This is a genomic window from Amphritea atlantica (assembly GCF_018860855.1).
GTDB classification, from domain to species: Bacteria; Pseudomonadota; Gammaproteobacteria; order Pseudomonadales; family Balneatricaceae; genus Amphritea; species Amphritea atlantica_A.
The window spans coordinates 160,439-183,891 of sequence record NZ_JAHKQE010000020.1 but is presented as its reverse complement, the minus strand read 5'-3'; the positions used below and the strand labels follow the sequence as shown (position 1 = coordinate 183,891).

23 protein-coding genes are annotated in these 23,453 nt (G+C 48.1%); 18 read left to right on the top strand and 5 right to left on the bottom strand.

Annotated elements, in window-relative coordinates:
* Positions 1–97: 97 nt before the first annotated feature.
* A complete protein-coding gene (locus tag KO512_RS09005; protein ID WP_215951998.1) occupies positions 98–2,038 on the top strand; it encodes a RecQ family ATP-dependent DNA helicase in 1,941 nt (646 codons plus the stop codon).
* Here KO512_RS09005 and KO512_RS09000 read toward each other — a convergent pair.
* Entirely contained in the window at positions 2,027–2,239 is a 213-nt protein-coding gene (locus KO512_RS09000) for a DUF1289 domain-containing protein (protein WP_215951997.1), read from the bottom strand. The genes KO512_RS09005 and KO512_RS09000 overlap by 12 nt on opposite strands.
* A 217-nt stretch (positions 2,240–2,456) precedes the next feature.
* Here KO512_RS09000 and KO512_RS08995 point away from each other — a divergent pair, with 217 nt between their 5' ends.
* Positions 2,457–3,773, top strand: coding sequence for a porin family protein (locus KO512_RS08995; RefSeq protein WP_215951996.1), 1,317 nt, complete (start codon positions 2,457–2,459; stop codon positions 3,771–3,773).
* A gap of 8 nt (positions 3,774–3,781) precedes the next feature.
* Positions 3,782–5,416 (top strand): FecR family protein, encoded by a 1,635-nt coding sequence (locus KO512_RS08990; RefSeq protein WP_215951995.1) that lies wholly within the window; start codon positions 3,782–3,784, stop codon positions 5,414–5,416.
* A gap of 32 nt (positions 5,417–5,448) precedes the next feature.
* Here KO512_RS08990 and KO512_RS08985 read toward each other — a convergent pair whose 3' ends face one another.
* The gene (locus tag KO512_RS08985) at positions 5,449–6,210 is read right to left on the bottom strand and encodes an MBL fold metallo-hydrolase (RefSeq protein ID WP_215951994.1); all 762 of its coding nucleotides are present in this window, start codon (positions 6,208–6,210) and stop codon (positions 5,449–5,451) included.
* 231 nt (positions 6,211–6,441) lie between these two features.
* On the opposite strand from KO512_RS08985, the gene KO512_RS08980 reads away from it, so the two are divergent.
* Complete coding sequence (locus KO512_RS08980; RefSeq protein WP_215951993.1) at positions 6,442–8,637, top strand: CHASE2 domain-containing protein; 2,196 nt, start codon at positions 6,442–6,444, stop codon at positions 8,635–8,637.
* Positions 8,638–8,647: 10 nt separating this feature from the next.
* Here KO512_RS08980 and KO512_RS08975 read toward each other — a convergent pair whose 3' ends face one another.
* Entirely contained in the window at positions 8,648–10,312 is a 1,665-nt protein-coding gene (locus KO512_RS08975) for an HD domain-containing phosphohydrolase (RefSeq protein WP_252734938.1), read from the bottom strand.
* A gap of 172 nt (positions 10,313–10,484) precedes the next feature.
* Here KO512_RS08975 and KO512_RS08970 point away from each other — a divergent pair, with 172 nt between their 5' ends.
* Positions 10,485–11,159 (top strand): cupin domain-containing protein, encoded by a 675-nt coding sequence (locus KO512_RS08970; RefSeq protein ID WP_252734937.1) that lies wholly within the window; start codon positions 10,485–10,487, stop codon positions 11,157–11,159.
* Positions 11,160–11,173: 14 nt separating this feature from the next.
* On the opposite strand, the gene KO512_RS08965 is transcribed toward KO512_RS08970, so the two are convergent.
* Positions 11,174–11,974 (bottom strand): AraC family transcriptional regulator, encoded by an 801-nt coding sequence (locus KO512_RS08965; protein WP_215951992.1) that lies wholly within the window; start codon positions 11,972–11,974, stop codon positions 11,174–11,176.
* 126 nt (positions 11,975–12,100) lie between these two features.
* Between KO512_RS08965 and KO512_RS08960 the strand changes: the two genes are divergently transcribed.
* Positions 12,101–13,054, top strand: coding sequence for an ornithine cyclodeaminase family protein (locus KO512_RS08960; protein WP_215951991.1), 954 nt, complete (start codon positions 12,101–12,103; stop codon positions 13,052–13,054).
* Positions 13,055–13,166: 112 nt separating this feature from the next.
* The gene (locus tag KO512_RS08955) at positions 13,167–14,441 is read left to right on the top strand and encodes an NAD(P)/FAD-dependent oxidoreductase (RefSeq protein WP_215951990.1); all 1,275 of its coding nucleotides are present in this window, start codon (positions 13,167–13,169) and stop codon (positions 14,439–14,441) included.
* An 88-nt stretch (positions 14,442–14,529) separates the two neighbouring features.
* On the opposite strand, the gene KO512_RS08950 is transcribed toward KO512_RS08955, so the two are convergent.
* Positions 14,530–15,387 (bottom strand): ATP adenylyltransferase family protein, encoded by an 858-nt coding sequence (locus KO512_RS08950; protein ID WP_215951989.1) that lies wholly within the window; start codon positions 15,385–15,387, stop codon positions 14,530–14,532.
* An 87-nt stretch (positions 15,388–15,474) separates the two neighbouring features.
* On the opposite strand from KO512_RS08950, the gene KO512_RS08945 reads away from it, so the two are divergent.
* From KO512_RS08945 to KO512_RS08895, 11 genes are all read left to right on the top strand, one after another.
* Positions 15,475–15,936 (top strand): flavodoxin family protein, encoded by a 462-nt coding sequence (locus KO512_RS08945; RefSeq protein WP_436792276.1) that lies wholly within the window; start codon positions 15,475–15,477, stop codon positions 15,934–15,936.
* 105 nt (positions 15,937–16,041) lie between these two features.
* Positions 16,042–16,278: a hypothetical protein gene (locus KO512_RS08940; RefSeq protein ID WP_215951987.1), complete on the top strand. Its 237-nt coding sequence runs from the start codon at positions 16,042–16,044 to the stop codon at positions 16,276–16,278.
* A 249-nt stretch (positions 16,279–16,527) separates the two neighbouring features.
* Positions 16,528–17,655: a hypothetical protein gene (locus KO512_RS08935; RefSeq protein WP_215951986.1), complete on the top strand. Its 1,128-nt coding sequence runs from the start codon at positions 16,528–16,530 to the stop codon at positions 17,653–17,655.
* Entirely contained in the window at positions 17,648–18,169 is a 522-nt protein-coding gene (locus KO512_RS08930) for a hypothetical protein (protein ID WP_215951985.1), read from the top strand. The genes KO512_RS08935 and KO512_RS08930 overlap by 8 nt, the downstream gene beginning before the upstream one ends.
* Positions 18,170–18,187: 18 nt before the next feature.
* Positions 18,188–18,811, top strand: coding sequence for a hypothetical protein (locus tag KO512_RS08925; RefSeq protein ID WP_215951984.1), 624 nt, complete (start codon positions 18,188–18,190; stop codon positions 18,809–18,811).
* A 14-nt stretch (positions 18,812–18,825) separates the two neighbouring features.
* A complete protein-coding gene (locus tag KO512_RS08920) occupies positions 18,826–19,314 on the top strand; it encodes a hypothetical protein (RefSeq protein ID WP_215951983.1) in 489 nt (162 codons plus the stop codon).
* A gap of 41 nt (positions 19,315–19,355) precedes the next feature.
* Positions 19,356–19,916 carry a hypothetical protein gene (locus tag KO512_RS08915; protein ID WP_215951982.1) on the top strand — a complete coding sequence of 187 codons (561 nt, stop codon included), beginning with the start codon at positions 19,356–19,358 and terminating at the stop codon, positions 19,914–19,916.
* A 25-nt stretch (positions 19,917–19,941) separates the two neighbouring features.
* Positions 19,942–20,496, top strand: coding sequence for a hypothetical protein (locus KO512_RS08910; RefSeq protein WP_215951981.1), 555 nt, complete (start codon positions 19,942–19,944; stop codon positions 20,494–20,496).
* 53 nt (positions 20,497–20,549) lie between these two features.
* Complete coding sequence (locus KO512_RS08905; protein ID WP_215951980.1) at positions 20,550–21,482, top strand: hypothetical protein; 933 nt, start codon at positions 20,550–20,552, stop codon at positions 21,480–21,482.
* Between the two features lie 21 nt (positions 21,483–21,503).
* Positions 21,504–22,166, top strand: coding sequence for a hypothetical protein (locus KO512_RS08900; RefSeq protein WP_215951979.1), 663 nt, complete (start codon positions 21,504–21,506; stop codon positions 22,164–22,166).
* 3 nt (positions 22,167–22,169) lie between these two features.
* A complete protein-coding gene (locus tag KO512_RS08895) occupies positions 22,170–23,453 on the top strand; it encodes a PASTA domain-containing protein (RefSeq protein WP_215951978.1) in 1,284 nt (427 codons plus the stop codon).

Sequence of the window (23,453 nt, the reverse complement as noted above, 5' to 3'; positions counted from 1 at the left end):
GGTGATCACGAAAATAGTTTGGCTGTAGAAACCGATCTACGATGATCAAGGGTATACTCTGAGACTTTTCTTTCGTCAGTAAAAGCAGGAACGGATTATGTCAGCACAGCTTCCCGATTCTTTGTCGCAAAGTTTGCAGCAATGGTTTGGTTTTGATCAATTCAGACCCGGACAGGAACAGACGATCCGTCAGCTGTTACAAGGAGAGTCTTCGCTGGCTATTTTCCCTACCGGCTCAGGCAAGTCACTGTGTTATCAGCTTACCGCAACCTGTCTGCCTCATTTAACCTTAGTGGTGTCGCCATTATTGGCGTTGATGAAAGATCAATTAGCTTTTCTTGCCAAAAAAGGGATTCCCGCGGCGAGTATTGATTCAACCCTGACGCCAGAACAGAATCGGCAGGTGATGAGTGATGTGCGCAATGGCACCACTAAAATCCTGATGGTGTCGGTGGAGCGATTTAAAAATGAACGTTTCCGTCAGTTTATCCAATCGATCCCGGTATCGATGTTGGTGGTCGATGAGGCGCACTGTATTTCTGAATGGGGGCATAACTTTCGGCCCGATTATCTGAAATTACCGGCTTACCGCGAAGCCTTGAATATTCCGCTGGTGCTGTTGTTAACGGCCACGGCCACGCAACAGGTAAAGTTGGATATGGCCCATAAGTTTGCCATAACGGAAGATCATATTGTTCAGACCGGCTTTTATCGGCCTAACCTTGATTTAACTGTTTTATCGGTTGCCAGCGTGGATAAAAATGCTCGCTTGATTGAACTCATTAAACAGCAGCAGGGGCCGGGTATTGTCTACGTTACCTTGCAACACAGTGCCGAGCAGGTGGCTGACTTTTTGGTTCAACAGGGGGTACGGGCATCGGCGTATCATGCCGGTTTTGAAGATCAAAAGCGGCAACGGATTCAATCGGACTTTATGGCTGGAAGCCTAGATGTGGTGGTCGCGACCATTGCCTTTGGTATGGGGATCGATAAAAGTAATATCCGTTTTGTTATTCATTATGATCTGCCTAAATCGATCGAAAACTACAGTCAAGAGATCGGCCGTGCGGGCCGCGATGGATTGCCATCCAACTGTATTACGCTCGCCAATCTGGACGGTCTGAATACGGTAGAGAATTTTGTTTATGGTGATACTCCTGAATTAGAGGGGATTGAGTTTGTCCTCAATAATATTCGTCGCGAGTCTCAAAACGGACAGTGGGAGCTGCAACTCAACGCGCTATCGACGGCCAGTAATATCCGTCAGCTACCCATGAAAACACTGTTGGTGCAGTTGGAATTACTCGGTGTGGTGCAGCCGCTCTATGCGTACTTTGCTGATTTCAAATATAAACTGTTGCAACCGCAGGCGCAGATTCTCGAACGTTTTCATGGTGAACGAAAAGCATTTTTAACCGCGGTATTTGCCCATACTCAGTTCAAACGAGTGTGGGGTACGTTGGCCTTTGAGGCTCTATTTCAGGGCTATCACTGTGATCGCAAACGGGTGGTGGCTGCCTTAGATTATCTGCAGGAGCAAGGAGTGCTTGAGCTGGAAACGAAAAAGGTGACCGAGGTCTTTCAGGTTAATGAACAACGGTTAGCAGAGCCCGCTTTGGGTCAGCAACTCTATGATTACTTTATTGATAAAGAACATAAAGAGATCGCCCGAATTTCAGCATTAGTGAAGTTTTTTGAATTGGATCGTTGTTTGAGTCGTAGTTTGGCGCTTTATTTTGATGATCATCAAAGTGCTGAACAGTGCGGTCATTGTTCCTCTTGTCGAGGCCAATCGGTAAGGCTTGAATATTCGCAATCGCCACAGTGGCCGTCCGATCAACAGCTGATGAGTGACTTAGCAGGATTACGCCAACACCTATCCACTCATCTTACGCTGGATACTCAGTGCCGTTTTTTGGCGGGCATCAGTGTGCCGTTGTTTGCGCGTAATAAAGTACGGCAGTTGAGTGGTTTTGGTTGTTGCGAAGCGCTCCGGTATGCGGATATTCGTCAGAAGGTAGAGCAATTAACGCTGTAGACGCTGCTGTCGTCGATGCTGACAGTGGGCCAAAATAGTTTCTTTTTCGGTCGCGCTAGCATTATGCCAAGCTAAAATCTCTTGAAGTGTTCGATAGCACCCTAGACAGATGTCCTGTTCATTGAGGCAGCAATTGCGTATGCAGGGTGTGTCGCCGTTATCTGTTATACGGCTTAAACGATGATCGGCTGAGGCTTGCATGGTTGGCTCCGTGGTTTTGATGAATGGCTTGATCGGCCCATCCTTTAGCCTACGACAGTCCTTTTAGCTTAGCTGCCTAAGCCCGCTTGTGTGAAAAATAGTTAGAAATCACATAAACAAGGTTAATTTATTTTATTTTTTCTCTATAGTTAATCGCTATACAGTGACTATTGTCGTTGTTTAACGTTTATGGTGCCCGAATTTTGGAGAGGCTACTTTGATTAAACTGACAGGCATTGCATTGTTAACGATTTTGTCCTGCAGCCATAGCTATGCCTTAGATAGAGTGGCTTCTGCTAGCGGGGCTGAACAGGTTAAAGCTTTACTGGAAGCAGGACGTTCTAACGAAGCTTATGACCTGGCGCTAAGTTATGTCGATGACTTAGAAGGCGATCCGGTATTTGATTTTCAATACGGGGTCGCGGCGATCGATAGTGGCAATATCAGTGAAGGGATCTTCGCACTAGAACGTGTGGCTTTTCTCGAACCCGACAACCCGCTCGTATCACTCGAACTCGCCCGAGCATACTACCTGCTAGCGCAGTTCGATAAGTCTAAAGAGCTGTTTGAGGCGGTATTACTGCGTAATCCGCCGGATAATGCACGTATCCGGATTGTTAAATACCTTAATCTGATTGACCAGCAGCAGTACCCCATTACCGAGGTGAAGGGGTACGTCGAAGTGTGGCACGGTTATGATAGCAATATCAATTCCGGTCCTGAATCCCAGACTGACATTGTTACCTTGAGTGATGATGCTCTAGGGCAGGGCGATCTGTTTAATCGAGTGAAACTAGGCACGTCCGTTGAGCATCAATATGCTGCTAATCGCATGCTGGATGTGAGTCTGAGTGGGAATTTCCGTGCGTACGATGACGAGACAGAGCAGGATTACAGTACTCTGTCGGCTTCGGTGGGGCATCGCTGGGCACAGCAAAATAATCACTATCGTGTCGGTGTAAATTGGCAGCATTTTAGCCGTGATGATGAAGGCTATCGTGATTTACTGGGGGTTAATGGTCATTGGACCCATCAACTCGATAAACAATCACAGTGGCGCTTATACGGTGGGGTTAGCTCGCTGGACTATGCTGACTCAAATTGGAAGGATGGGACCCAGTATTATCTGGGAGGCAACTATCTACTATCAGGTAATAGCCGTTGGAAGCCGCTCTGGTTTGCCGGTACCTTCGTCGGTCAGGAGACGCCCGATACCGCAGGAATACTCGCAGATGCACAAGTAGATCGTTTCTTTTGGGGAGCGAACCTTGGCGTACAGTTAACTCTTAGTGATCACCTGACATTAACACCGGCATTAACCTACCAGTCGAGTCGTTATAAAGGAGAGGATTGGTTGTATAAGGTGCGACGACAGGATGACTACACCCTCTTCAATCTTAATCTTGAGTGGGCCGTTGAAAACAACTGGACCCTATTGGCAGGCTATAGTTTGAGTCATGCCAATTCGAATATTGAGCTATATGAGTATGACCGTCAGCAGACTATGCTGGGTCTACGCTATAGCTTCAAGTGAGGTAGGCTATGAGATCTCTATTTTTTACCGTTGTATTGCTTCTCTGTTCGGGGTTAGCCAGTGCCGCAGAGGTTGTTGGCAGCGTTATTTTAAGTGTTGGTGAGAATATCGCTAAGGCGGCGGATGGCAGTGAGCGCGTGTTGAAGCGGCACTCTGAGATTTATGCCGATGACTTGCTCACGACTGGGCATCAAGGTCGGTTGCAGTTACGATTTAGCGACCATTCTCGCTTGGCATTGAAACCGTCCTCTGAGTTTCACATCGCTGCCTATCAGTTTGACCAACAGCAGCCAGAAGAAGGGAAAGCGATCTTTAAGTTGCTTAAAGGTGGAATGCGCACCATTTCTGGTCAGATTGGTAAATCGAAGCAGGAGAACTACCGTCTTGAGACCACTGTAGCGACTATCGGTATTCGCGGTACGCATTATGGCGTGCAATATACGCCAGAAGGGGTCTACTGCGAAACCATTGAAGGCGCTATTGAGGTTGAAACAGCGGTTGGGCAAGCGCTCGTGAGTGCAGGCGAAAGCGCCACTATTAAGCCAGATGGCTCGATTAAGAAAAGTGTGGCTAGCGGACGTACAGGCGATTACCTGTTACATAAAAGTGCTCAGGAAGATGACAACACTACACCAACGGGAAGTACGAAGATTGAAGCCACTATCGAACAGCTTGCCGATGATTTAGTGGGTAGTACTGGTCGTGCACCGGAAGGCTCTTTAGTGGCTGTTGCGTTTACTCGAGATAGTGATTCGAAAGGGGTGTCGGCGGGGAATGGTTCGGTCATCGCTGATGTTACTTCACGTAAACCTTCGGCTATTCGTATCGATAGCAGTACAGAGAGTGGTGACATTGTAACCGATATTATACATTTCGCGGCTCAGCCAAACATTACCAATCATGCCTGTTCGCCCTGTGTAGTGAGTACGACAGAAGATCTTGATGTTCTATCTGAACATGGAACACTGGAGTTAGGCGGTGCCAATGTGACTTGGGGGCGTTGGGATTCAGATTTTCATTTGTCTGAAAATCGTAAAGAGCAAGATTTGGTTGGTGACTTTCACTTTATGTACAGTGATAGCTTAACCACCCCTGCAGAACTGGCTGAGCTGGTCAAAGCACGCAGTGGTTCCTATCTGTATATCCATACGAGTGAATCAACCAGCTTAACCGCTCCTCAGATTGATACAGGGGCTACCGGTTCGTTAGTTGCATTTGATTCCGGCGACGCGCTGGCGGGACGCTATGCTTCCGGCACCTATGTGATGGTTGATTGGGATGCTCAGCAGATTGAACAGGTGAATATTAATGCTGAAATCAATGATGGCGCGGGGATACGTATCTATAACCTGACGGAAGAGGCCGGTGTAAAGACCGATTTAGATGCGGTGCTTCAAGGAGGTCAATTGACCTTAGCAGGTAGCTGTAGCGGTGGTCAGTGTACCGAGGATGGTATCGATACCAATATGAGTGGTCAGCTAACCTTTGACCTTGTGGGTTCTCAGGCGGAGGGGGCCGTGACCAGTTATGGCGCTTCAGGCACAAGCGCTGCGGATCAGAATATTACTGTGGTGGGGACTGCTTTATTGGAAGATGCTGGGCCTGTCCCCGTTGCTGCTGGACCTGTTCCCGTGGACCATTAAATCATTCAGTCGTGATAAACGTTAGGGATGAACTAGCGCAGGGTGATGACCTCACCCTGCTTTAGGCGGTCTATCTGCTGATTGGGTAGTAATCGATGGCACTGTTGTATGATGCGATCTTCAACGCCAGGTTTTAGGTGAGTAATGGCAATCCGAGGCGTGTACTCAAGTGACATCAGTTGCTGCGCTAACATCGCCGGGGTGAGGTGACCACTCTGCTCAGCTAAAGGGGTGGACTCATCGGCGAAAGAAACATCGATAATCAATAGCTCGGGTTGATGTTGGTTCAGGAGTGTAGCAAGAGTCTTGTTAAGGCCGCTGTCGCCGGTAAACAGAAAACTGTGCGCCGTCTCTTTAATTAAGTAACCCGCTGTCGGCGTCGGATGTGTTGCCGGTATCACTTCAATGACTTTACCCTGCAGGTTAAGGATGTCGCCAACATTGACTGAATGTAGTCTGATAATCGGGTTTTCTTCTGGCAGGGTGGTGAAGTCAGGCCAGATGGTCCAGTTAAATATATGCTCTTTAAGGGCGGTAATGACCTCTGGTAATGCATATACATTGATGGGGGCTTGGTGTTGATCAAAAATCGTTGAAATCATCAGCGGTAAGCCAATAATATGATCGAGATGACCGTGGGTAATCACCACATCGCGAATATTCAGTAACCGCTCCATGGTTAATAGTTCGACCCCCGTCCCAGCGTCTAATAGCAGAGTATCATCGACCAAAAAGGTGGTGGTTTTCAGTCCTTGACCGATACCGCCGCTACAGCCCAGAATTTCAATTTTCACTTTCATCTCCGGTTACGTTGACGTCTATGTTTGATTTAAATAGCGTCAATCGTATGTTTATAGCACAAGGGAGCAGCATCCTTATAGTCGTTGACTCTATTAATCGAATAAAAAGAACGAATTGTTACGGCCTGAGGTGTTTGCAGGCTATGATAAGTGTCTTATCGATGTCTGGCCAAGAGGTACTTTAGTGTCTAGGTCTTGGTTTATTATTCTCAATCGGAATGACTTATGAAACAGCGTAGAATCCGGACATTGCTAGGCATTATGTTGACACTGCTGATGTTGTATCCCGTCATTCAGAACAATCGACCCGCCTTGCTGCAAAAACTAGAATATGATCTTTATGACCTACGCTTAAGACACTTTGCAAAGGGTGATCAAGATCCGCGTATCGTTATCATCGATGTGGATGAGAAAAGCCTTGCTGAACAGGGGCGATGGCCCTGGAATAGGGTTAAGCTGGCGCAATTGCTGGATCAACTGTTTGATCATTACGGTGTGGCGATTGTGGGTTTTGATATGGTGTTTTCTGAAGCCGATAGTGAGATTGACCTAAAGCAACTGAGTCGGTTACTACTGGATGCAAAAACTACCCTAAGTCTGGATTCATTGTTACAGCAGCTTAATCCGGATCAGCGCCTTGCTGATGCGATGCATGATCGTCCAGTGGTGTTAGGTTATGCGTTTGATCGAAGTGACCGTGAACTGAGGGTGGGCGCCCCGGGTGTATCTGTCATTGGCCCAAATGAACTATTGGATGAGCAACCGATACCTGAAGCGAAAGGTGTTATCGCCAGCGTGGATGCGCTACAAAGTCAGCAAGCTTACAGTGGTTTTTTTGATAACCCGATGGTGGATAGCGACGGTGTCTACCGTTGGGTGCCGATGTTACAACGCTATCAAGGACAGTATTATCCCTCGCTCTCTTTAGCGATGTGGCTTGCTCTGTTTGAAGAGCAGCAGGTGATACCTGAGTTTGAGTCAGATATGACCGGTGAACATCAAGCGTTGGTGGCCATTAATGCAGCGGGGCAGCAGATTCCCGTGAATAGTGCGAGTGGGTTGTTGGTGCCGTATCGGGGGGGACAGGGGAGTTTTCCCTATATTTCTGCAACGGATGTGATGAACGGACTCGCTGAGCCAGAGCAACTTAGTGGAGCAATTATACTGATTGGCACCAGTGCCGCGGGGTTACTCGACTTGCGAGTGACTCCCGTCAGCAGTCGTTACCCCGGTGTCGAGGTGCATGCCAATATTCTATCGGGGTTATTGGATGATCGGATCAGCAGTGAGCCAGACTATACCCTTGGGGTTGAGATTATACAGATACTGATGAGCGGACTTCTGCTATCGCTGTTGATTCCCCGCAGTTCGGTGATGTTTTCCACGCTAATTACCTTAGTTTGGAGTGCTAGTTTGGTCGGCTTTAACCTCTACGCTTGGCAGAGTCTGCTCTGGGTTATTCCACTGGGATACACCCTGTTTCTAATCTTCATTCTCTATCTGTTTCAGCAAACGACCGGCTATTTCTTTGAAACCCGAAATATGAAGCTGTTGGCGGGTCAGTTTGGACACTATATTCCACCTGAAATCGTACGTGAGTTAGGTCGCCAAAATAAAGCTATTCACCTTAGCGGTGAAACCCGTGATATGACCATTTTTTTCTCGGATATTAGGGGCTTTACACCGATATCAGAACAATTGACGCCACAGCAGTTGACCCGAATGATGAATATCTACCTGACGGAGATGACCCGTATCATTCATCAACAGCGCGGCACCGTGGATAAATATATTGGTGATGCGGTGATGGCTTTCTGGGGAGCCCCGTTACCGGATGAAGCGCATGCCAAGCATGGTCTCGATACGGCTTGGCAGATGTTGTCGCAGCTGCCAAAGGTGAATCAGTTGTTGTTGGCCGAGGGATTGCCGGCGGTAAAAATTGGTATTGGATTACATTGCGGTACGGTTAGTGTTGGTAATATGGGATCTGAGTTTCGGATGGCCTATACCGTGATGGGGGATGCGGTGAATTTAGCATCAAGATTGGAGTCTCTGACGAAGTATTATGGTTGTCCACTGTTGGTCAGTGGTGATTTAGCGACGCGCTCGCCCAGTTATATCTACCGCTATATTGATCGAGTGCGAGTAAAGGGACGTTCCGAACCGGTGGAGCTGTTTCAGCCGATGGCGGAGCAAGCCTTGGCGGAGTCCTCTTTCGTGGATCAAGTTGAGATGTTTAACCAAGCGGTCATGAGTTATCAGCAACGTCATTGGGAAGAAGCGAGGAGATTGTTTTTACAATGGTTAGCGGAAAATCCTGAAGACAGTGTCGTGCAGCTGTATCTCGATAGGCTTGCTGCCCTAGAGAATAGTTCTGAGGGCGAAAGCTGGGATGCTGTGTTTAGTCATTTGGAAAAATAACAGTGTTCTTTCAAGCGGACTGGATAAGCCCTGGAAGCGTTGTTATATCAACCGTATCAATCTGTCGTGGGGCCATATGTCGGTTGGCATATTCTATGTAGGCACCGCTTTCCACAAAAACGCTAAATAGATCGGCATCGAGGTGTTCATCCTCTACCATTCTGCCGATAATATTCATCGCTTGTGAGAGTAACATCCCTTTCTTATAGGGGCGGTCTGGCGAGGTCAGTGCTTCAAATATATCCGCGATACACATAATTCTGGCGCGGACGGAGAGTTGCTCTGCTTTTAGCCCTCTAGGGTAGCCGCTGCCATCCAAATGTTCATGATGATTACAAGCAATCTCAGGTACTTGAGCGAGGTGCTTTGGGTAAGGTAGGGACTCCAACATATCGATGGTGACCTTGATATGGTCGCGCATCACCTGAATTTCACTTTGCAGTAACGTGCCTTTGCGGATACAAAGGTTTTCGACTTCATCCTCGGTCAACATATAGCGTGTATGGCCGTCATCATCGATCCAAGTGATCTTGGCGATCTGCTGTATACGGGCCACATCGTCATCAATCATAAACTCTGAGCCCGTATTACTTTGACGTAGAAAAGCGATATCGTCATCGAGTGTCTGGCAGTGTTGTTGTAACTGTTGCTCCGCGAGATCCGCTTCGGTGGCGGAGAGCGTCGGAAGGGTTCTGAAATGGTTTAGCTGTAGCTGCAGCTTATATTCACGAAAGCGTGATTCGAGTAATGCAATACGATCAAACATCGTATGTAATTTAGTGGCCTTGTCGATAATGTATTCGGGCGAGGTTATTTTGCCGCAGTCGTGTAGCCAAGCGGCAATACGAAGTTCATACATCTCTTGCTCATTAAACTGAACGGTTGAATAACGGCTTTTATCACTGTTGTTAACCGCCTCAGCCAGTAACATAGCAATCTCGGGTACCTGCTCACAGTGTTTGCCGGTTACGGGTGACTTATGGTCAATGGCGCGCCCCATCAATTTAATGAAGGACTCAAACAGCTCTCGCTGAGCATCAATCAGCCGACGTTTTGTCAACACCGTAGCGGCAAGAGAGGCCAGTGATTCCACCAGGTGTTGTTGCTCTTGAGGAAAGGTCATCACCTGATTATTGGCATCCATGGCGTTGATCAGCTGAAGAACACCGATAATTTCACCTTCGTGATCCACCAGTGGCACGCAAAGAAATGATTGTGAGCGATAATTAAGTTGTTTGTCGAATTTGCGGGTACCGGAAAAATCATATTTTTCCGAATGATAAACGTCTTCAATATTGATGGTTTGTTGCAAAACAAAGGTTTGTGCGACAACAAGCTTAGAGGCTTGACCTTGAGCATTATAGATCTCAACGGTGGGTAGATGCTTTGGTTTGCTATGTATCCCTAGTGAACGGTTATGGAGGATAGTGAAATGAAGTTGGTTCTCGTTTTCTTCATCAACGGTATAGAGCGTTCCCCCGTCGGCATTGGTCAAAAACATACAGCCAAGAATAATCCGATCCAGCAGCAGTATATGATCCTTTTCAGTGGACAATGCACTTGTCAGATCAGCAAGCTGTTTGATTATTTCGTGGGTATCAAGGTGAAGCATGATGTTAACCGGCGCTCGTCTATTAATTAACTTCAATGTGACGCTGGTTGCTGCAAGAGTCAAGATGAACTCCAGCAAATATCATCAAACTGTGGACGATATTCAATTAAAAAATGAAAAGTAGGCCGCTGTCCACCGCTGATGCATCGATCGCACTCATGCGATAAGAGTTGTTGGGGGCCTAATTAGCAAAGCGAGTGATAGCATTCGCCCCATGTTTTCTCAGGTATACTGCATGACCGTTTTTGAAATGATTTCCGGAGCCGTTATGCTGAATATGGATTTAACCCAGTCAGTCACGATAGAGACTCGCCTACAGTCTTGGGTTGCTAGCCCGAAAGCGGGTGTCTGGCGAAAACCGTTGGCTCGGGAAGAAGCCGAACAAGGGCACGCGACCAGTATTGTCCGTTATGATCCGGGAGCGGCCTTTTCATCCCATGGGCACCCCAAAGGGGAGGAGATTCTGGTGTTGCAGGGCGTTTTTTCCGATCAGACCGGCGACTTCCCTGCAGGCACCTATTTTCGAAACTCTGAAGGCTTTAGTCATGCCCCCTTTAGCCACGATGGTTGCTTGATTCTCGTAAAGCTATACCAGTTTCAGGCGGATGATACCGAGCATCGAGTGATTCAGACGCAGAGTGCACGATGGTCGCCGGTGAACGATTCGCTTGAGCAGCTCCAGCTCCATCAGCATCATGATGAACAGGTGTCGATGTGGCGTAGTCGTAAAGAGGTGATAGTTGATCTGAGCATGGCGGATCAAGGTCTTGAAATATATGTGCTTCAGGGAGCGCTTCAAGAAGATGGCCTGCGATTTGGGCCGGGCGTTTGGCTACGTCGCCCACGGGGTAGTCAGACCTACCAACTGAGTGCTGATACGCTGATCTGGGTTAAGATGAATCATTTTTGACTGTTTTTCTCTGTTTACCGCTGTCGCTGACGTGCATAACCGGGAGTCATTTTAAAATAGCGTTTAAACGCGCGCGAGAAACTCGAGGCGTCAGCAAACCCCAGCTCATCGGCTAATATCGTCTGTGTTATATCGCTATTTTGTAATAAAAACCGAGCGCGGGCCATGCGTCTAGATAATGTATATTGTTGCGGTGTTAGGCCAAGTTCCTGCTGACACAGCGTGTAAAGGTGGCTTTCGCTTATGTTGAGCGCCTTAGCGATTGCGCCATTGGTTGGAGGCGCGGCTAAACGCTGATCGATATAGCGATTGAGCTGTTGCCGGTTGAGTCGAGATTGATCATGGTGCGTCGTCGAGGCCGAATATTGCTGACATAATTGGGTCATAAATAGCGTAATGAGTTGGCAGTTGATCTGCTGGCGACTTTGCTGACCGACCTGTTGATCACGCTTGGCCAGTTGGTTGGCGGCAAAGTCGACCATGGGCACTATTTCCGGGGATAGCGTGATAAATTCTGGATTATTTAAAATTGTCTGGCTAAACGAAAGGTTGCAGCTATGTTCAAGGGCCTGAATATAGGGGTCAAAGGGGGCTAGATCGATCACCAGCAGCTCACTATCATCATTTAAACCACTGAACAGGTGGGCTTCACTCTCAGGCACGATCGCTAGCTTACCGGACAAGAGTTGATCACTCTCAGTGTTAAATTCGCAGGTCATTTTGCCTTTTAAACCGATCAGTATCTGTGCAAAGTCATGTCGATGTTCACCGCTTTGTCGGGCAATCAGATTACGACGAGCAATACTGTGTTTCATAGGCGGACTATCCGATTTAATACACTGAGGATCAGAGTTTGAGTCAAAAATTTAGTAGCTTGAGCTAAGTTTTAGAACCCGTTTCAGGCTAACATAACGCAAAAGCCCGTTATAAGAGAAGCCGATATGCAATTGAATGCTACAGATATTCGTAAAGCGCTGCCCTGGGATCGCTTGATTGCCGCTCTGAATGAGATCTTTACCAAAGAGGTCTGCGCGCCGGTACGTCATCACCATAGTATTAATGTACCGAATGATCCGCAGGCGACCCTATTATTGATGCCTGCTTGGTTAGAAGGTGAATACTTAGGGGTAAAGTTGGTGAATGTCTTTCCCGGTAATAATCGTCGCGGACTGCCTGGGCTCAATAGTCATTATATGTTGTCATCGGGGAAAACCGGTCAGCCGTTGGCTCAGTTAGACGCGAATGAGTTAACCGCCTTGCGCACAGCTGCAGCATCAGCGATGGCCTCGAGTTATCTATCTCGAGATGATGCGACTGATCTATTGATGGTTGGGGCGGGGCGTATGGCTCGATATTTGATATCGGCACACATGAGTGTGCGGCCGATTCGCACGGTGAGTGTCTGGAACCGTAATGAAGCTTCTGCATTAGCGCTGGTGGATGAACTCATCGCTGAGGGGGTAGCAGCAAAATTGTGTCCCTTAAACGAGCTGGAACAGGTGGCGCGTCAGGCGGATATTATCAGTTGCGCAACAATGTCGACAGAATCGCTAGTACTGGGTGAATGGTTAAAGCCCGGTGCGCACTTGGATCTGGTAGGCAGTTTTACCCCTACTATGCGAGAAACGGATAATATTGCGCTGCAACGCTGTCAGGTGTTTGTTGATGTACGTGCCGGTGCGTTGAGTGAAACCGGTGATTTGATCATCCCCATTAGAGAGGGGGCGATTACTGATGTAGTTATACAGGCTGAATTTACCGAGTTGTGTCGAGGTCAACATCGTGGCAGAGCGGAACTAGAAGACCCGCAAAATGCCATTACCCTGTTTAAATCGGTGGGCGATTCGCGAGAAGATCTCGCAGCCGCGATCCTCGCTTATCAGCAAACGCGATAAAATAATAAAGCGCTGATAACTGAGGATCTAAAGCTATTTAGCTGTATCGTTTTTTGAGCGTTAAAGCGTGATAGGAACATCACCGTCTGCTCTATCTTTTAAGGGGTGTGTCATGGTTTCATCCATATCGAGTCAGTCAGTTAAACCGGCTCCTGATGCCGTGGCAGTGATTGGCGCTGGCGTTATCGGTTTAAGTTGTGCGCTTGAGGCTCAGCGACAGGGCTTTAATGTGACTCTATTTGACCGAGATGGGCCGGGGTTAGGTGCCTCTTTTGGGAATGCGGGTTACTTGGCCACCGAGTTAATTGAACCGCTATCCAATCCAGCGACACTGCGCTCAGCACTGTCTTTGTGGCTTAACCCGAAGGGGCCGTTAGCGCTGCCGTTAGGTTATATTCATCGTATCGCGCCTTGGCTGCTTCGGTTTGTGTTGGCGGCGCTACCTAAGTCGCTGCAACGAAGTCGCCAAGCGCTGCTGCAGTTAAATAGCGCATCGATCGATGCTTGGCAGCGCAGTCTTGATGATATTGGTGCGCGTGAACAGATCATCAAATCTGGCTATCTGTTGGTATGGGAGTCCCCTCGGCTCGCTGCGGCACAACGGCATCAGGCTTGGTTGGCGGATAACGATATTCAGACTGAGCTGGTGCAGGGCGAACGCTTGGCCGAGCTTGAACCGAGTCTTTCTCATCGAGTACATCATGCACTGTACTTTCCAGATGCCTATCGGGTGAAGGAGCCGTATGAACTATGCCAACGGTTATTGACGGCTTTCACAGAGCGCGGAGGACAGTTTATTCAGCAAGGTGTCACCGGTTTAATACCGGCCGCGCATGAGATCACGGTGAATACTGCAAAGGATGATTATCGCTATGATTATACGATTCTCTGTGCTGGTGTGTGGAGCCGGAAATTATTAAACAGCGTGGGTATCGATCTGCCTTTGGAGGCTGAACGGGGCTATCATCTGACGTTTCCGACCGCGGGAGCAATGTTGCGTCATCATATAGGTTCAGCTGAGCGTAAGTTCGTCATGGGCCCCCTCGCCAGTGGCTTACGTGTTGTCGGTATGACCGAACTTGGGGGGTTAACATTACCGCCTTGCAAGCGTCGCTTTGACGTGTTGCGTCATCATAGTCAGCAACTTGTACCTGAGTTGAACACTGCTGTATTGGAGGCCAGTGAATGGATGGGGCATCGACCCACATTGCCTGATTCCCTGCCAGTCATTGACCAACACCCAGACTATTCTCGCTTATGTTTTGCTTTTGGTAATCAACACTTAGGGGTGACCCAGGCGGCGATCACGGCAGAGCTAATACTGCAGTTGATGCAAAAGCGAGCCACCAGCATTGATATCACTCCCTTTGGTGTTGATCGATTCTAATGACAGGGTGAGCTAAAACCTCTTTGGTCACTCTATTGGCGATTAGAGCATCTATTAGCAGAGATCGATTGCGTGAGGCATTAGCCAATTATTCACTGACGTTGCGCAATGCTTGGGTAATACCGGCGGCTTTTAACATTTGTGCTTGGTCGCTATTTTTGACCAGCAGAGCGCCACAAAAGGCGAGGGCGTTAAACGAGATCGAAGCAAAGGAATCCGTTCGGCGAGGCACTAACATTAACCATTCTCTATTCAGCAGTAAATTGTAAGCTTTCGTCGCTTGATGCTGCTGATCTATTTTCAGAATATCCAACAGTGTTAGATAGGCATCGTGTAACCATTGCGCGCTTAGGGTTGTGTCGTCAACAAGGTTGTTTGGCAGACGTATTCCCACCTGTCTAAACGGTAGTTTAGGGTTGTATTGTGGCTCAGTCAAAAAACAACTCAAGGGCTGCGCGAGTGGTAGTTCTTGAGGGCTTAAGGGTATTAATTGAAGATGTTTGTGCGGTTGACTCGCGCCAGCTTTAACGCCGCCATTGAAAAAGACTAGACCGTTGATCGCTTTGAGGCCGGTCAATGCAGCACTAAAATCAGCGACTGTTAATAGGTTTGTTTGTGGTTCGAATTCACGGGTAACAATTAATAGGTGGTTATCGATCACATTAAACTTATTTAATAGGCCGATATGATGATTACCGATAGTGCTGACAAACAGTTGCGGGTCGTAGGGCTGAAACGGGTTAACTCTATGACTGCCTGCTTGCTTGATGCGTTGTTCATTGTCTTTTTGTTCTAAACTGCTAAGTGTACGTAGTTGGTAGGTAAAGGTGTCGTTACCAATCGTTTCAGATACTATCTCGACCTCGGTGTAAATCGGTTGTAGAACTCCATTGGCGAGAGCCGCTAGGCGGGTTGCTTGTATTTGTTGCCAGAGGGTGTTGGCCATTATTTGGCTCCATATCGGCAGAAAGGCTAAGATTACGTTGCTCAATAGCGGATGTATAGTCACAGTGAGATGTTAAACAGTATGTCAATAAAACAGTTACTGCTAGTTGCCCATGCTCCTTCCCAGAATACCCGCCGGATGGCTGAGGCCATTTTGCGCGGGGCCAATCATCCCGATATTGATGCGGTGCAATGTCGTTGGGTTGAGCCTTTGCAAGCCACTCCAGAAGATCTCTTCGGTTGTGATGCTATTATTCTCGGCACCACTGAAAACTTGGGTTATATGAGTGGTGCTTTGAAAGACTTTTTTGATCGTTGTTATTATCCGGTGTTAGCGCTGAAACAGGGATTGCCCTGTGCTCTCTATGTGCGGGCAGGGCATGATGGTACGGGGACTTGCCGTGCGGTGGAGACCATTTGTACCGGTTTGCGTTGGCGCTGGATTCAGCCACCGTTGGTCTGTCGAGGCGACTGGGATGAGACATTTTTACAACAGTGCGAAGATTTAGGCATGACGATGGCTGCGGGCCTTGATGTGGGTATTTATTGATCGAAGCGTTGGCTTGGTGTTTATTAAATAGACAGTTTTATTGTGCGCTGCACAAAATATGTATTATACTTATGTCTAAATAGTGACCCGTTAGGAGACCCGCCAATGAAACAATCGGTGTTTACCGGAATAGAGTGTGATGACCGTCGTATCGCAAGTGAATTACAAGCGATGGGTTATTACGATGAGTGTGGTAGCGAGACAACGTCTGTGATCCGCTCAATGTTTGAAGCCGTCAGCGGTTTTATCACGTGGATGCGATGGAAAGGTGAAGTCGGTGTTTATGGTTGTCGTGTTGCAGCTGACCATGCCCGCTATATGGAAGCAAAAGTTCACGCTTAATCTCTGCTTGTTCCTCTGTTATAAAAAACCGTTCTGTTGAACGGTTTTTTTTTGCGCTAGATATTATTGATTTTTTAATCCCCATTTTATTTTCAAACTTATGTTTGATTCTTTCAGATTCTGTCCTAAGCTTTTTTTAACCGTCATGAAGATGGGGTGCAAAAGCATCGGCCGTGGCTGTCCCGGATCCGTAAGTTTGTAAAAAACCGGTTATAGCTAAAAAATCACTTTTTTAAGAGTGGCTATATCGTGCATCAGCAAAGTTACCAGGTAAGGGTTTTGGGGGTCGGCAATGCCGATGTTCTGTCAATCGGGCGCTTTCATCAGCGCTTGGGGTTAAGCCGCCAAGATTGTATTCGACGCATTTTGACGGCGCCGTCTATATTGCAAGCTAAGTTAGATATTCACAGCGCGGAAGAGATGGTGAGTGTGCTCAAAGAAGCAGATCTCCCCTGTGATCTATTACCGCAAAGTGAACAATGTTTATCCCCGCTTGAACGTTTTGAATTAGCCGTTTATATCTCCGATTTCACCCATATCACCTCATTTATCACCGATCTTGCCCTATTTACCGGCCAAAGTAGCGAAGAGCTGCTGAGTTGTTTGAGTAAAACCCCCGCTATTATTTTAGGAAATCTGTCTGAGCCGGTGGCGAATGAACTGATTGAGCGCTTTAGTAAGCCGGGTATCGAACTGATGAAGTCTTGCAGTGATAGCGCGAAATATACAGTGGTGGCTTACGCGCCTGGTGGTGATAGGAGTCTTATTGCTTATTATCGAGAATTCGGCTTACAGCAAGTCGGTGCTCAGCCAGAGCAGTCGCAGTGTTGGCAATTGACCGATTTAACGGTTCAAAAAGCTCAGTCTTTATGGCAAAAAGCGAATGAATTGCACCTGCCATTGGTGATTCACAATCAGGATTATTATCGTTTTGATCTGTTGCTTAAATCGGTGCCTGACTCGGCTCAGCAGCAACAGGCGATCTCGACGATTCTGTCGTCACAACTGGGTATCCCGCTACACCTTCATCCCCGTCTTTTTACAAGCCTTCCCATCATCTTAAAACGTTCTGCATCGATAGCTGATTACGAGCCCATTATGAATGCCTTGGTGGCACAGGGTTGTGCCGTCACGGCTGAGTGGATTGGGGGTATTCGTTTTAATCTCACGTTTGAAAATATTACCGATGCGCCGGTGCAGTGTGCGCGGTTAGAAAAACTGTGTACCGCGATTATGGGGCGTTCAGTTAGCTTTGTTGAAACAACGGAGGGTTGGTCTGTCAAGGCGGATGCCAATCTTCATCAAGGGTTGTGGATTCAGTATGAAGCTCATCAGTTTGATGTTCACTGCCGATTAATGAGAAATACCCATGAATAAAACAACGATCCCGAAAATAAAGCTGGAGGTTGTACTCCAGGATGTTGGCAAACAATTACGGCAACAAAAGTATGAGGCCGCTTTATTAACGTTACAAAAATTATTACAGGCGGGGATGGCTCAGCAATTTCCCTTGATGTTACAGCGGTATATATCGGAACTGGTGTTTGAGTGTCTGGAGCAAGCGGGCGAAGAGGAGGCCGCGTTAGATTATTGTGAGCGGGCCATCGCCGAGTATGAGAGCCAGACGCTACCGGTTTCTGTGGCGGTGGAAAATGATCTAGCGGTATTAAAGTTTCGCCGGATCTGCTTGTTGGTCAAGTTAGATCAGCATCTGCAGGCGCGTGAAGCGGTATCCGAATATCAGCAGAGCAGGGTGCAGGATAAGTCGCGCTATACCAAAGCCTTCACACGCATTCTGAAGTATTCCAAAGCAACCAAAAATCAGTTGTTAAAAGAGCAGAAACAGATGGGGTCGTTTCAGCTATCACAACAGTTAATTGTGTCAGGTTAATTCAGCGAGGTCAGGGAGATGAATTTTGATAATCAGGTAGCCGGGATGACACCGGGACAAGCGTTAATGGATGTCCCCATCCCTAAGTTAATTGAAAATACCGCGAAGGCGATTGCCGCTGCACAATATGAGCTCGATTCCACTTCGGTGCGTGCGGCGACGATGCTGAGTGAAACGCGGATTAGTTTTAATGATGTAGACGGGACGTCTCGGGAGCGAAGCCTGCTTGAATTGGGTTTTATTCCGCAGTTTTACCACTTTAAAGAAACCGAGATGGAATTTAAGGTGACGATCTCTGTACGAGTGGAGTCCGGTATCGACTTTGGGGTTGAAGCAGGCTTAGGCAGTACTGAAAGTGCCGGTCTGCCGGTGGCTTTTGCAGGCACGATCTCCTTTGATCTGCACCATAAATATGAGTTCGATATGGAAGCGGTGTCGCGGATTAAAACCACCATGAAATCGATTCCCCCACCACAGGCATTTCTGGACGCTATCCGTAATCATGCGGCCTCCGGTGGCGGCACCATTTCCGCCCCTGATGGCCCTGCCGTGACGCCAGAGCCAGTTGATCCCGTTGATCCAGTGCCAGCCGATCCCGATCCGGCACCCGTGGATCCCGTTGACCCCGTCGATCCAGGCTAACAGAGGATAAAGCGATGTCGAATAGCAAAGTGATGGCCTCATTAGAGAAGTCACCCCTGCCAGGGTTGCTAACTCAGTTGGGTACTGCGATTGCGTCGGCTCAACGAGCCCTCGATGACAATTCAATTCAGATGGCGATGCAATTGGGCGATGCTGAAGAGCACGGGGTTGATATCGGAGATGGTGAACGAGTGTCGCTTATCTCGCTGGGATTTGCGCCGGTGTTTTATCACTTCAATGAGGCGACGATTGATATTCGGGTGTCATTGTCTACATCAACCACCACTGAAACTAAGTTTGGTACCTCTGCAACCGTGGGCGGAGCCGTCTATTTTGTCATGTTCGCGGCGACGGTCAGCGCTGAATTTAGTAATAAATACAGTTTTTCATCCGAGGCCAGTAGCTCGATTACGGCACGGATCTCATCAATTCCGCCTCCCAATGCGTTTCAAAACTGGATCGCCAGTAGGCAGCAGGCCGCTCAGTCTACAGAGACGGAATAACGTTTATTTAATCACCGCTAACGGTTAGCAAGGAGTTAACTATGTCGATTGGTCAGGAACTACTCAATGTCCCCATGGGGGAGATGATCAGAGAGATGGCGTTCGCCATTGCCGATGCGCAGTACGAATTGGATGAAGCCAGTATCAGAGTGGCCCAGATGATGGGTGGACGCGTTCCTATTCTCGATGAGGCGGGTACGGTTACCGGCTCTGAGGATTCGCGCGTCTATTTTGGTACGGATGCCGAGGGTAAGGCGCAGAAAGTCAGTATGTTGGAGCTAGGTTTTTCACCGACTTTTTATCAGTTCACTAACAATATTATAGAAGTCAAAATTGCCATCAAGATAACCAGAGAAAGTTCTTATACACGCAATACTAAAACCACGGGAACCAAGCGTAGTAAACCCGCGTTTGGCGGTTTTTTCGGTGGTAGTAGCAAGCTTCAAGCCACCACCGTGGATGCCACATACGCCAGCAAATATAGCTATAGCGCCGAGGGTGCGAGTTTATTGCGTTGTAATCTCGTACCGATTCCACCGCCTGCTATTTTTGAAGAGCGAGTCAGGGATTTGTTCGATACTGAGGATGAGACAGAAGCGTAATCGCGCCAGCTGAAGGAGAATAACAATGGCCAGACCAAGTATTGGACGTGAACTGAGTGATGTGCCCTTTGGGGAGATGATTACCAGTATGGGGCTTGCGATCGCGGAAGCCCAGTATGCCATGGATGAAACCAGCCTCCGGCTCGCCCAGATGATGGGCGGGGAATATGAGGTGCCAGAAATCGATCCGATTACGGGTGAAGTCACCACGGTGACTAAAAAATCACTGGTTAAGTTTGATGGTGAAGAGATGTCCCTGTTAGAACTGGGTTTTACACCCACGTTCTATCAGTTTACGGAGTCATTGATTGAGATAAAGGTGTCAATCAGCTTCACACAGAGTTCAGAGTTTGAACGTAAATCATCAACCAAAACGATCAGTGCGATGGCCGGTGGGTTTCTCGGGATGGGTATGGCGAGGGCAAGGACGACCTCCGTTAGCGCCCGTTATGCGAATAAATTTAACTACAGTGCCGAAGGTTCGAGCTTAATGCGCACTAAGATTTTGCCGACACCGGCTCCGGCGGTGTTGGAGGAACGTATTCGCGCAATCGTGGAGAGAAACAAGGTTGCTGAGTGATCGGTGTTGATTGATCGCTGCAGCAGAGACAAGGAACCGTGCGAGGGACGCTGATGTCGAGTGAATATCTTGATTGGACGGCACTGGATAGCGGTGTAGAACCTAGGACTGAGTCTAACCCACTAGATTCATCGGTTCGTAGCACTGAGGCTGGCATTTCTGCTTTGAAGACCGCGCCTGATACTGCGCAGCGACCGCTGACGCAGCTGTTGGAGATGGGGGATGTGCCGGATGAGTTAAAGGAACTGGTCAATCGGCAACAAGTGCTGGCTCAACAGTTGGATGAACTCACGGGGCATACGGTCGCCCCTGATTGGAATGAACAGCGCTTTTCGATGCCGCAGCATTCGGCTCAATCCCGTCTGGCAGATAAGCAACAGGCGCAGCGGCGAGAATCGTACCGTAGTCGGGTTAGGCAGCAGATCAATCAGCGATCGCTCACGCGTTTGCGTCTTGACCGAGGGCTAAAAGAGGCGGAGCTGGCGCGGCTGGAAAAACTTAAGCAAAAGAAGCGTCAGGCATTACAGATGCAACAACGTTTTGCCCAGCTTGAACAGCAGAAACGTAAAGCGCTGCAGGACAATGCTCAACGTCGATTGAAGGAGGTGCAACGGCAGTGGGAACAAGGCTATCAGCGGCATCAGCGTATTTTGACGCAAGCGTTAAAACGCCGGCAAGCATTGATTCAGGCTTATGAAGCGGATGGTCAAAAAAGGCAGCGCTTAGAGCAAGCTTGTTTATTACAACGCCAGGAGCAGCAAGATTGGCAAGCGCAGCGGGAGCGACAGTTACAAGCCCGAGAAAATGCCAACTCAGATGCCCGTATAGCGGCAAAGCGACAGCAGGATATGTTAGCTGAACAGCTGGCAAAATCAGAGGCTAAACGGGAGCAGCGCTTGGCTGACATTGCTCGTGATCGACAGGTAGAGCGTTTAGCGGCGCGAAGAGCGATGGCCAAGCAGGAAAAAAAGCTTTTTTTTAGTTGATCGGTACCAGGAGATATTTGAATGGATGACGTAGCTAAAGGGCAAAACCTGGATGACTTTTTAATTAATCTGGCGGATGGTCTGAGCAAAGCCCAAAGTCGGTTGAATCAGTATCCGGTGATGAACGCTATGGGTCAGCAAAGTATGGTTTATCACATCCCTCGGATGGAGTTTGAGTTGAAGTTGCAGATGACGGCCTCTGATACGGTGCCGGTGAGTGCGGGTCGCAGTTTAGCTAGCCAAAAAAAAGCCCGCCTACAGTTTTTACCGGTTAAAACCTCACAGCAGAGTAGCAGTTCAGCCACCAGTATTATTAAAGGTGTCATGGTGGCTGCGCCTCTGGATGCAACGGTGCCGCAGATTCAATTGAGTCTCAGTGTCGAACAAGCATCAACCCGTAAGGCTGAGGTGAAGGTGTTTGCCCAGACATCAACAGACACTTCGCTTAAGGGCGCGGTGGTGGAGTTGAATATTGATCGAGAGCTGTCCGAAAAGATGGGCAAGGGCGCTCTTAAGGCATCAACCCGATTGGAACGCGCCGCGCTGGTATTGGATGAAAATGGCCATGCTGAAGCAGGTTTAGTCATCTCAAACCAAGAAGCGGAAGGGCAGGTGATTGCTCTGACGGCCGATCTGTTCGGGCAATCTCAGACGTTACTGTATCGCTTTGAACAAGGACGATAGATTATGGCTACCAATATTAAAGCCACATTACGTGATAGTAATAACAAACCGTTGGCTAATACGGATGCCCAACTATTTTTCTATACCGTGAACGGTGGGCTGACGGCGGTTGCCTCCGGTAAAAGTGCCTCCAATGGCGCATTGAGTATGGTGTGCGGTAGCCGTTTTAGCGGCTTTTTACCGCGGGTTTTACTCAAAGTGAAGTTGAATAGCGAATGGGTGAATGCCAGTAATACACCTAAAACCTATAGCCAAAAAACCATGGATTTCGGCACAATAAAACTGAGCCATGAACCGGTATTGACCTTGGCATCAACGGTTCTGTATAGCATTCCTACGGGCAGCATCAATAAGACTGCGATCAGTTCAGTGGCTGAGACTAAAAAGTTCAAGTTATTAGAAACCGAAAACCTCAAGCTTGGCGAAACGACAAAAGATCTGACTTTGCAATTGCGGCGTCAGGAGCAGACTCGTAAAACGTTAGAAAGTGAATTAAAGGCAAGGCCAACACTGCAGATGCTCAATGCTGAGAAAGCTCAGGTAACGCAGCTAAAGTCGCAACTGAAGCAGCAGGAAGATCGGATCAAATTGTTAGAACGGGGCAGTGGCCAACTGAGAGAAATATCTCAACAGCTCGAGTTGAAAGAGCAGCAGCGTAAAAAACTTGAGAGTGAGTTAAATAAACGGCCTACGCTAGAAGTGTTAAACATAGAAAAACGACGGGTGACGGAGCTTCAGAATCAGTTAACACTGAAAGATAATCGTATCGGTGAGTTGGAAGGATTGATTAAGAAGGGCAGTGGCGTTGTGCCGATTAAATCGAAAACGGTTAAGAGTGAAGATCTTATCTTTTCGACTTCAGATGCGATCTCGCGCGCCAGTACTAAATTGGCGAAGCAGGGCGGGTATCGCATCAGTAAAGCCAGTGTTGATCTGAAAGTGGTGGCGGCTGCCAATCAAACCGATCTGATGCTGTTTGAAACCGCCGATGATCTCGCCCGTATCCCATCAAACTGTTTTGGTAATGTTCGTTTTGATATCGATCTTGCCGAGAAAGAGGAGACTGTAGAAACGGTTGATAGCGCTGCCAAGATGCCGAATGTCAGTGGTTACACTCGTCAATTAGCGGAGCGCAAACTGGGTGAACTACAAGATCAGGTATTTTGGTATGAGCAGCAACTGTCTGAAAAAGACCCTTTCTCGGCGGGACAGATTATGAGTCAGCACCCTAAAGCGAACACCCCATTACAACCTGATACTCAGATCATCCTGATTATCGGTGTCTGA

Bases quoted from the DNA above. Each gene is read 5' to 3' on its own strand.
- KO512_RS09005 (WP_215951998.1), top strand. From the start codon at position 98: ATGTCAGCACAGCTTCCCGATTCTTTGTCGCAAAGTTTGCAGCAATGG.
- KO512_RS09000 (WP_215951997.1), bottom strand. From the start codon at position 2,239: ATGCAAGCCTCAGCCGATCATCGTTTAAGCCGTATAACAGATAACGGC.
- KO512_RS08990 (WP_215951995.1), top strand. From the start codon at position 3,782: ATGAGATCTCTATTTTTTACCGTTGTATTGCTTCTCTGTTCGGGGTTA.
- KO512_RS08980 (WP_215951993.1), top strand. From the start codon at position 6,442: ATGAAACAGCGTAGAATCCGGACATTGCTAGGCATTATGTTGACACTG.
- KO512_RS08970 (WP_252734937.1), top strand. From the start codon at position 10,485: ATGACCGTTTTTGAAATGATTTCCGGAGCCGTTATGCTGAATATGGAT.
- KO512_RS08965 (WP_215951992.1), bottom strand. From the start codon at position 11,974: ATGAAACACAGTATTGCTCGTCGTAATCTGATTGCCCGACAAAGCGGT.
- KO512_RS08960 (WP_215951991.1), top strand. From the start codon at position 12,101: ATGCAATTGAATGCTACAGATATTCGTAAAGCGCTGCCCTGGGATCGC.
- KO512_RS08955 (WP_215951990.1), top strand. From the start codon at position 13,167: ATGGTTTCATCCATATCGAGTCAGTCAGTTAAACCGGCTCCTGATGCC.
- KO512_RS08950 (WP_215951989.1), bottom strand. From the start codon at position 15,387: ATGGCCAACACCCTCTGGCAACAAATACAAGCAACCCGCCTAGCGGCT.
- KO512_RS08940 (WP_215951987.1), top strand. From the start codon at position 16,042: ATGAAACAATCGGTGTTTACCGGAATAGAGTGTGATGACCGTCGTATC.
- KO512_RS08930 (WP_215951985.1), top strand. From the start codon at position 17,648: ATGAATAAAACAACGATCCCGAAAATAAAGCTGGAGGTTGTACTCCAG.
- KO512_RS08925 (WP_215951984.1), top strand. From the start codon at position 18,188: ATGAATTTTGATAATCAGGTAGCCGGGATGACACCGGGACAAGCGTTA.
- KO512_RS08920 (WP_215951983.1), top strand. From the start codon at position 18,826: ATGTCGAATAGCAAAGTGATGGCCTCATTAGAGAAGTCACCCCTGCCA.
- KO512_RS08915 (WP_215951982.1), top strand. From the start codon at position 19,356: ATGTCGATTGGTCAGGAACTACTCAATGTCCCCATGGGGGAGATGATC.
- KO512_RS08910 (WP_215951981.1), top strand. From the start codon at position 19,942: ATGGCCAGACCAAGTATTGGACGTGAACTGAGTGATGTGCCCTTTGGG.
- KO512_RS08905 (WP_215951980.1), top strand. From the start codon at position 20,550: ATGTCGAGTGAATATCTTGATTGGACGGCACTGGATAGCGGTGTAGAA.
- KO512_RS08900 (WP_215951979.1), top strand. From the start codon at position 21,504: ATGGATGACGTAGCTAAAGGGCAAAACCTGGATGACTTTTTAATTAAT.
- KO512_RS08895 (WP_215951978.1), top strand. From the start codon at position 22,170: ATGGCTACCAATATTAAAGCCACATTACGTGATAGTAATAACAAACCG.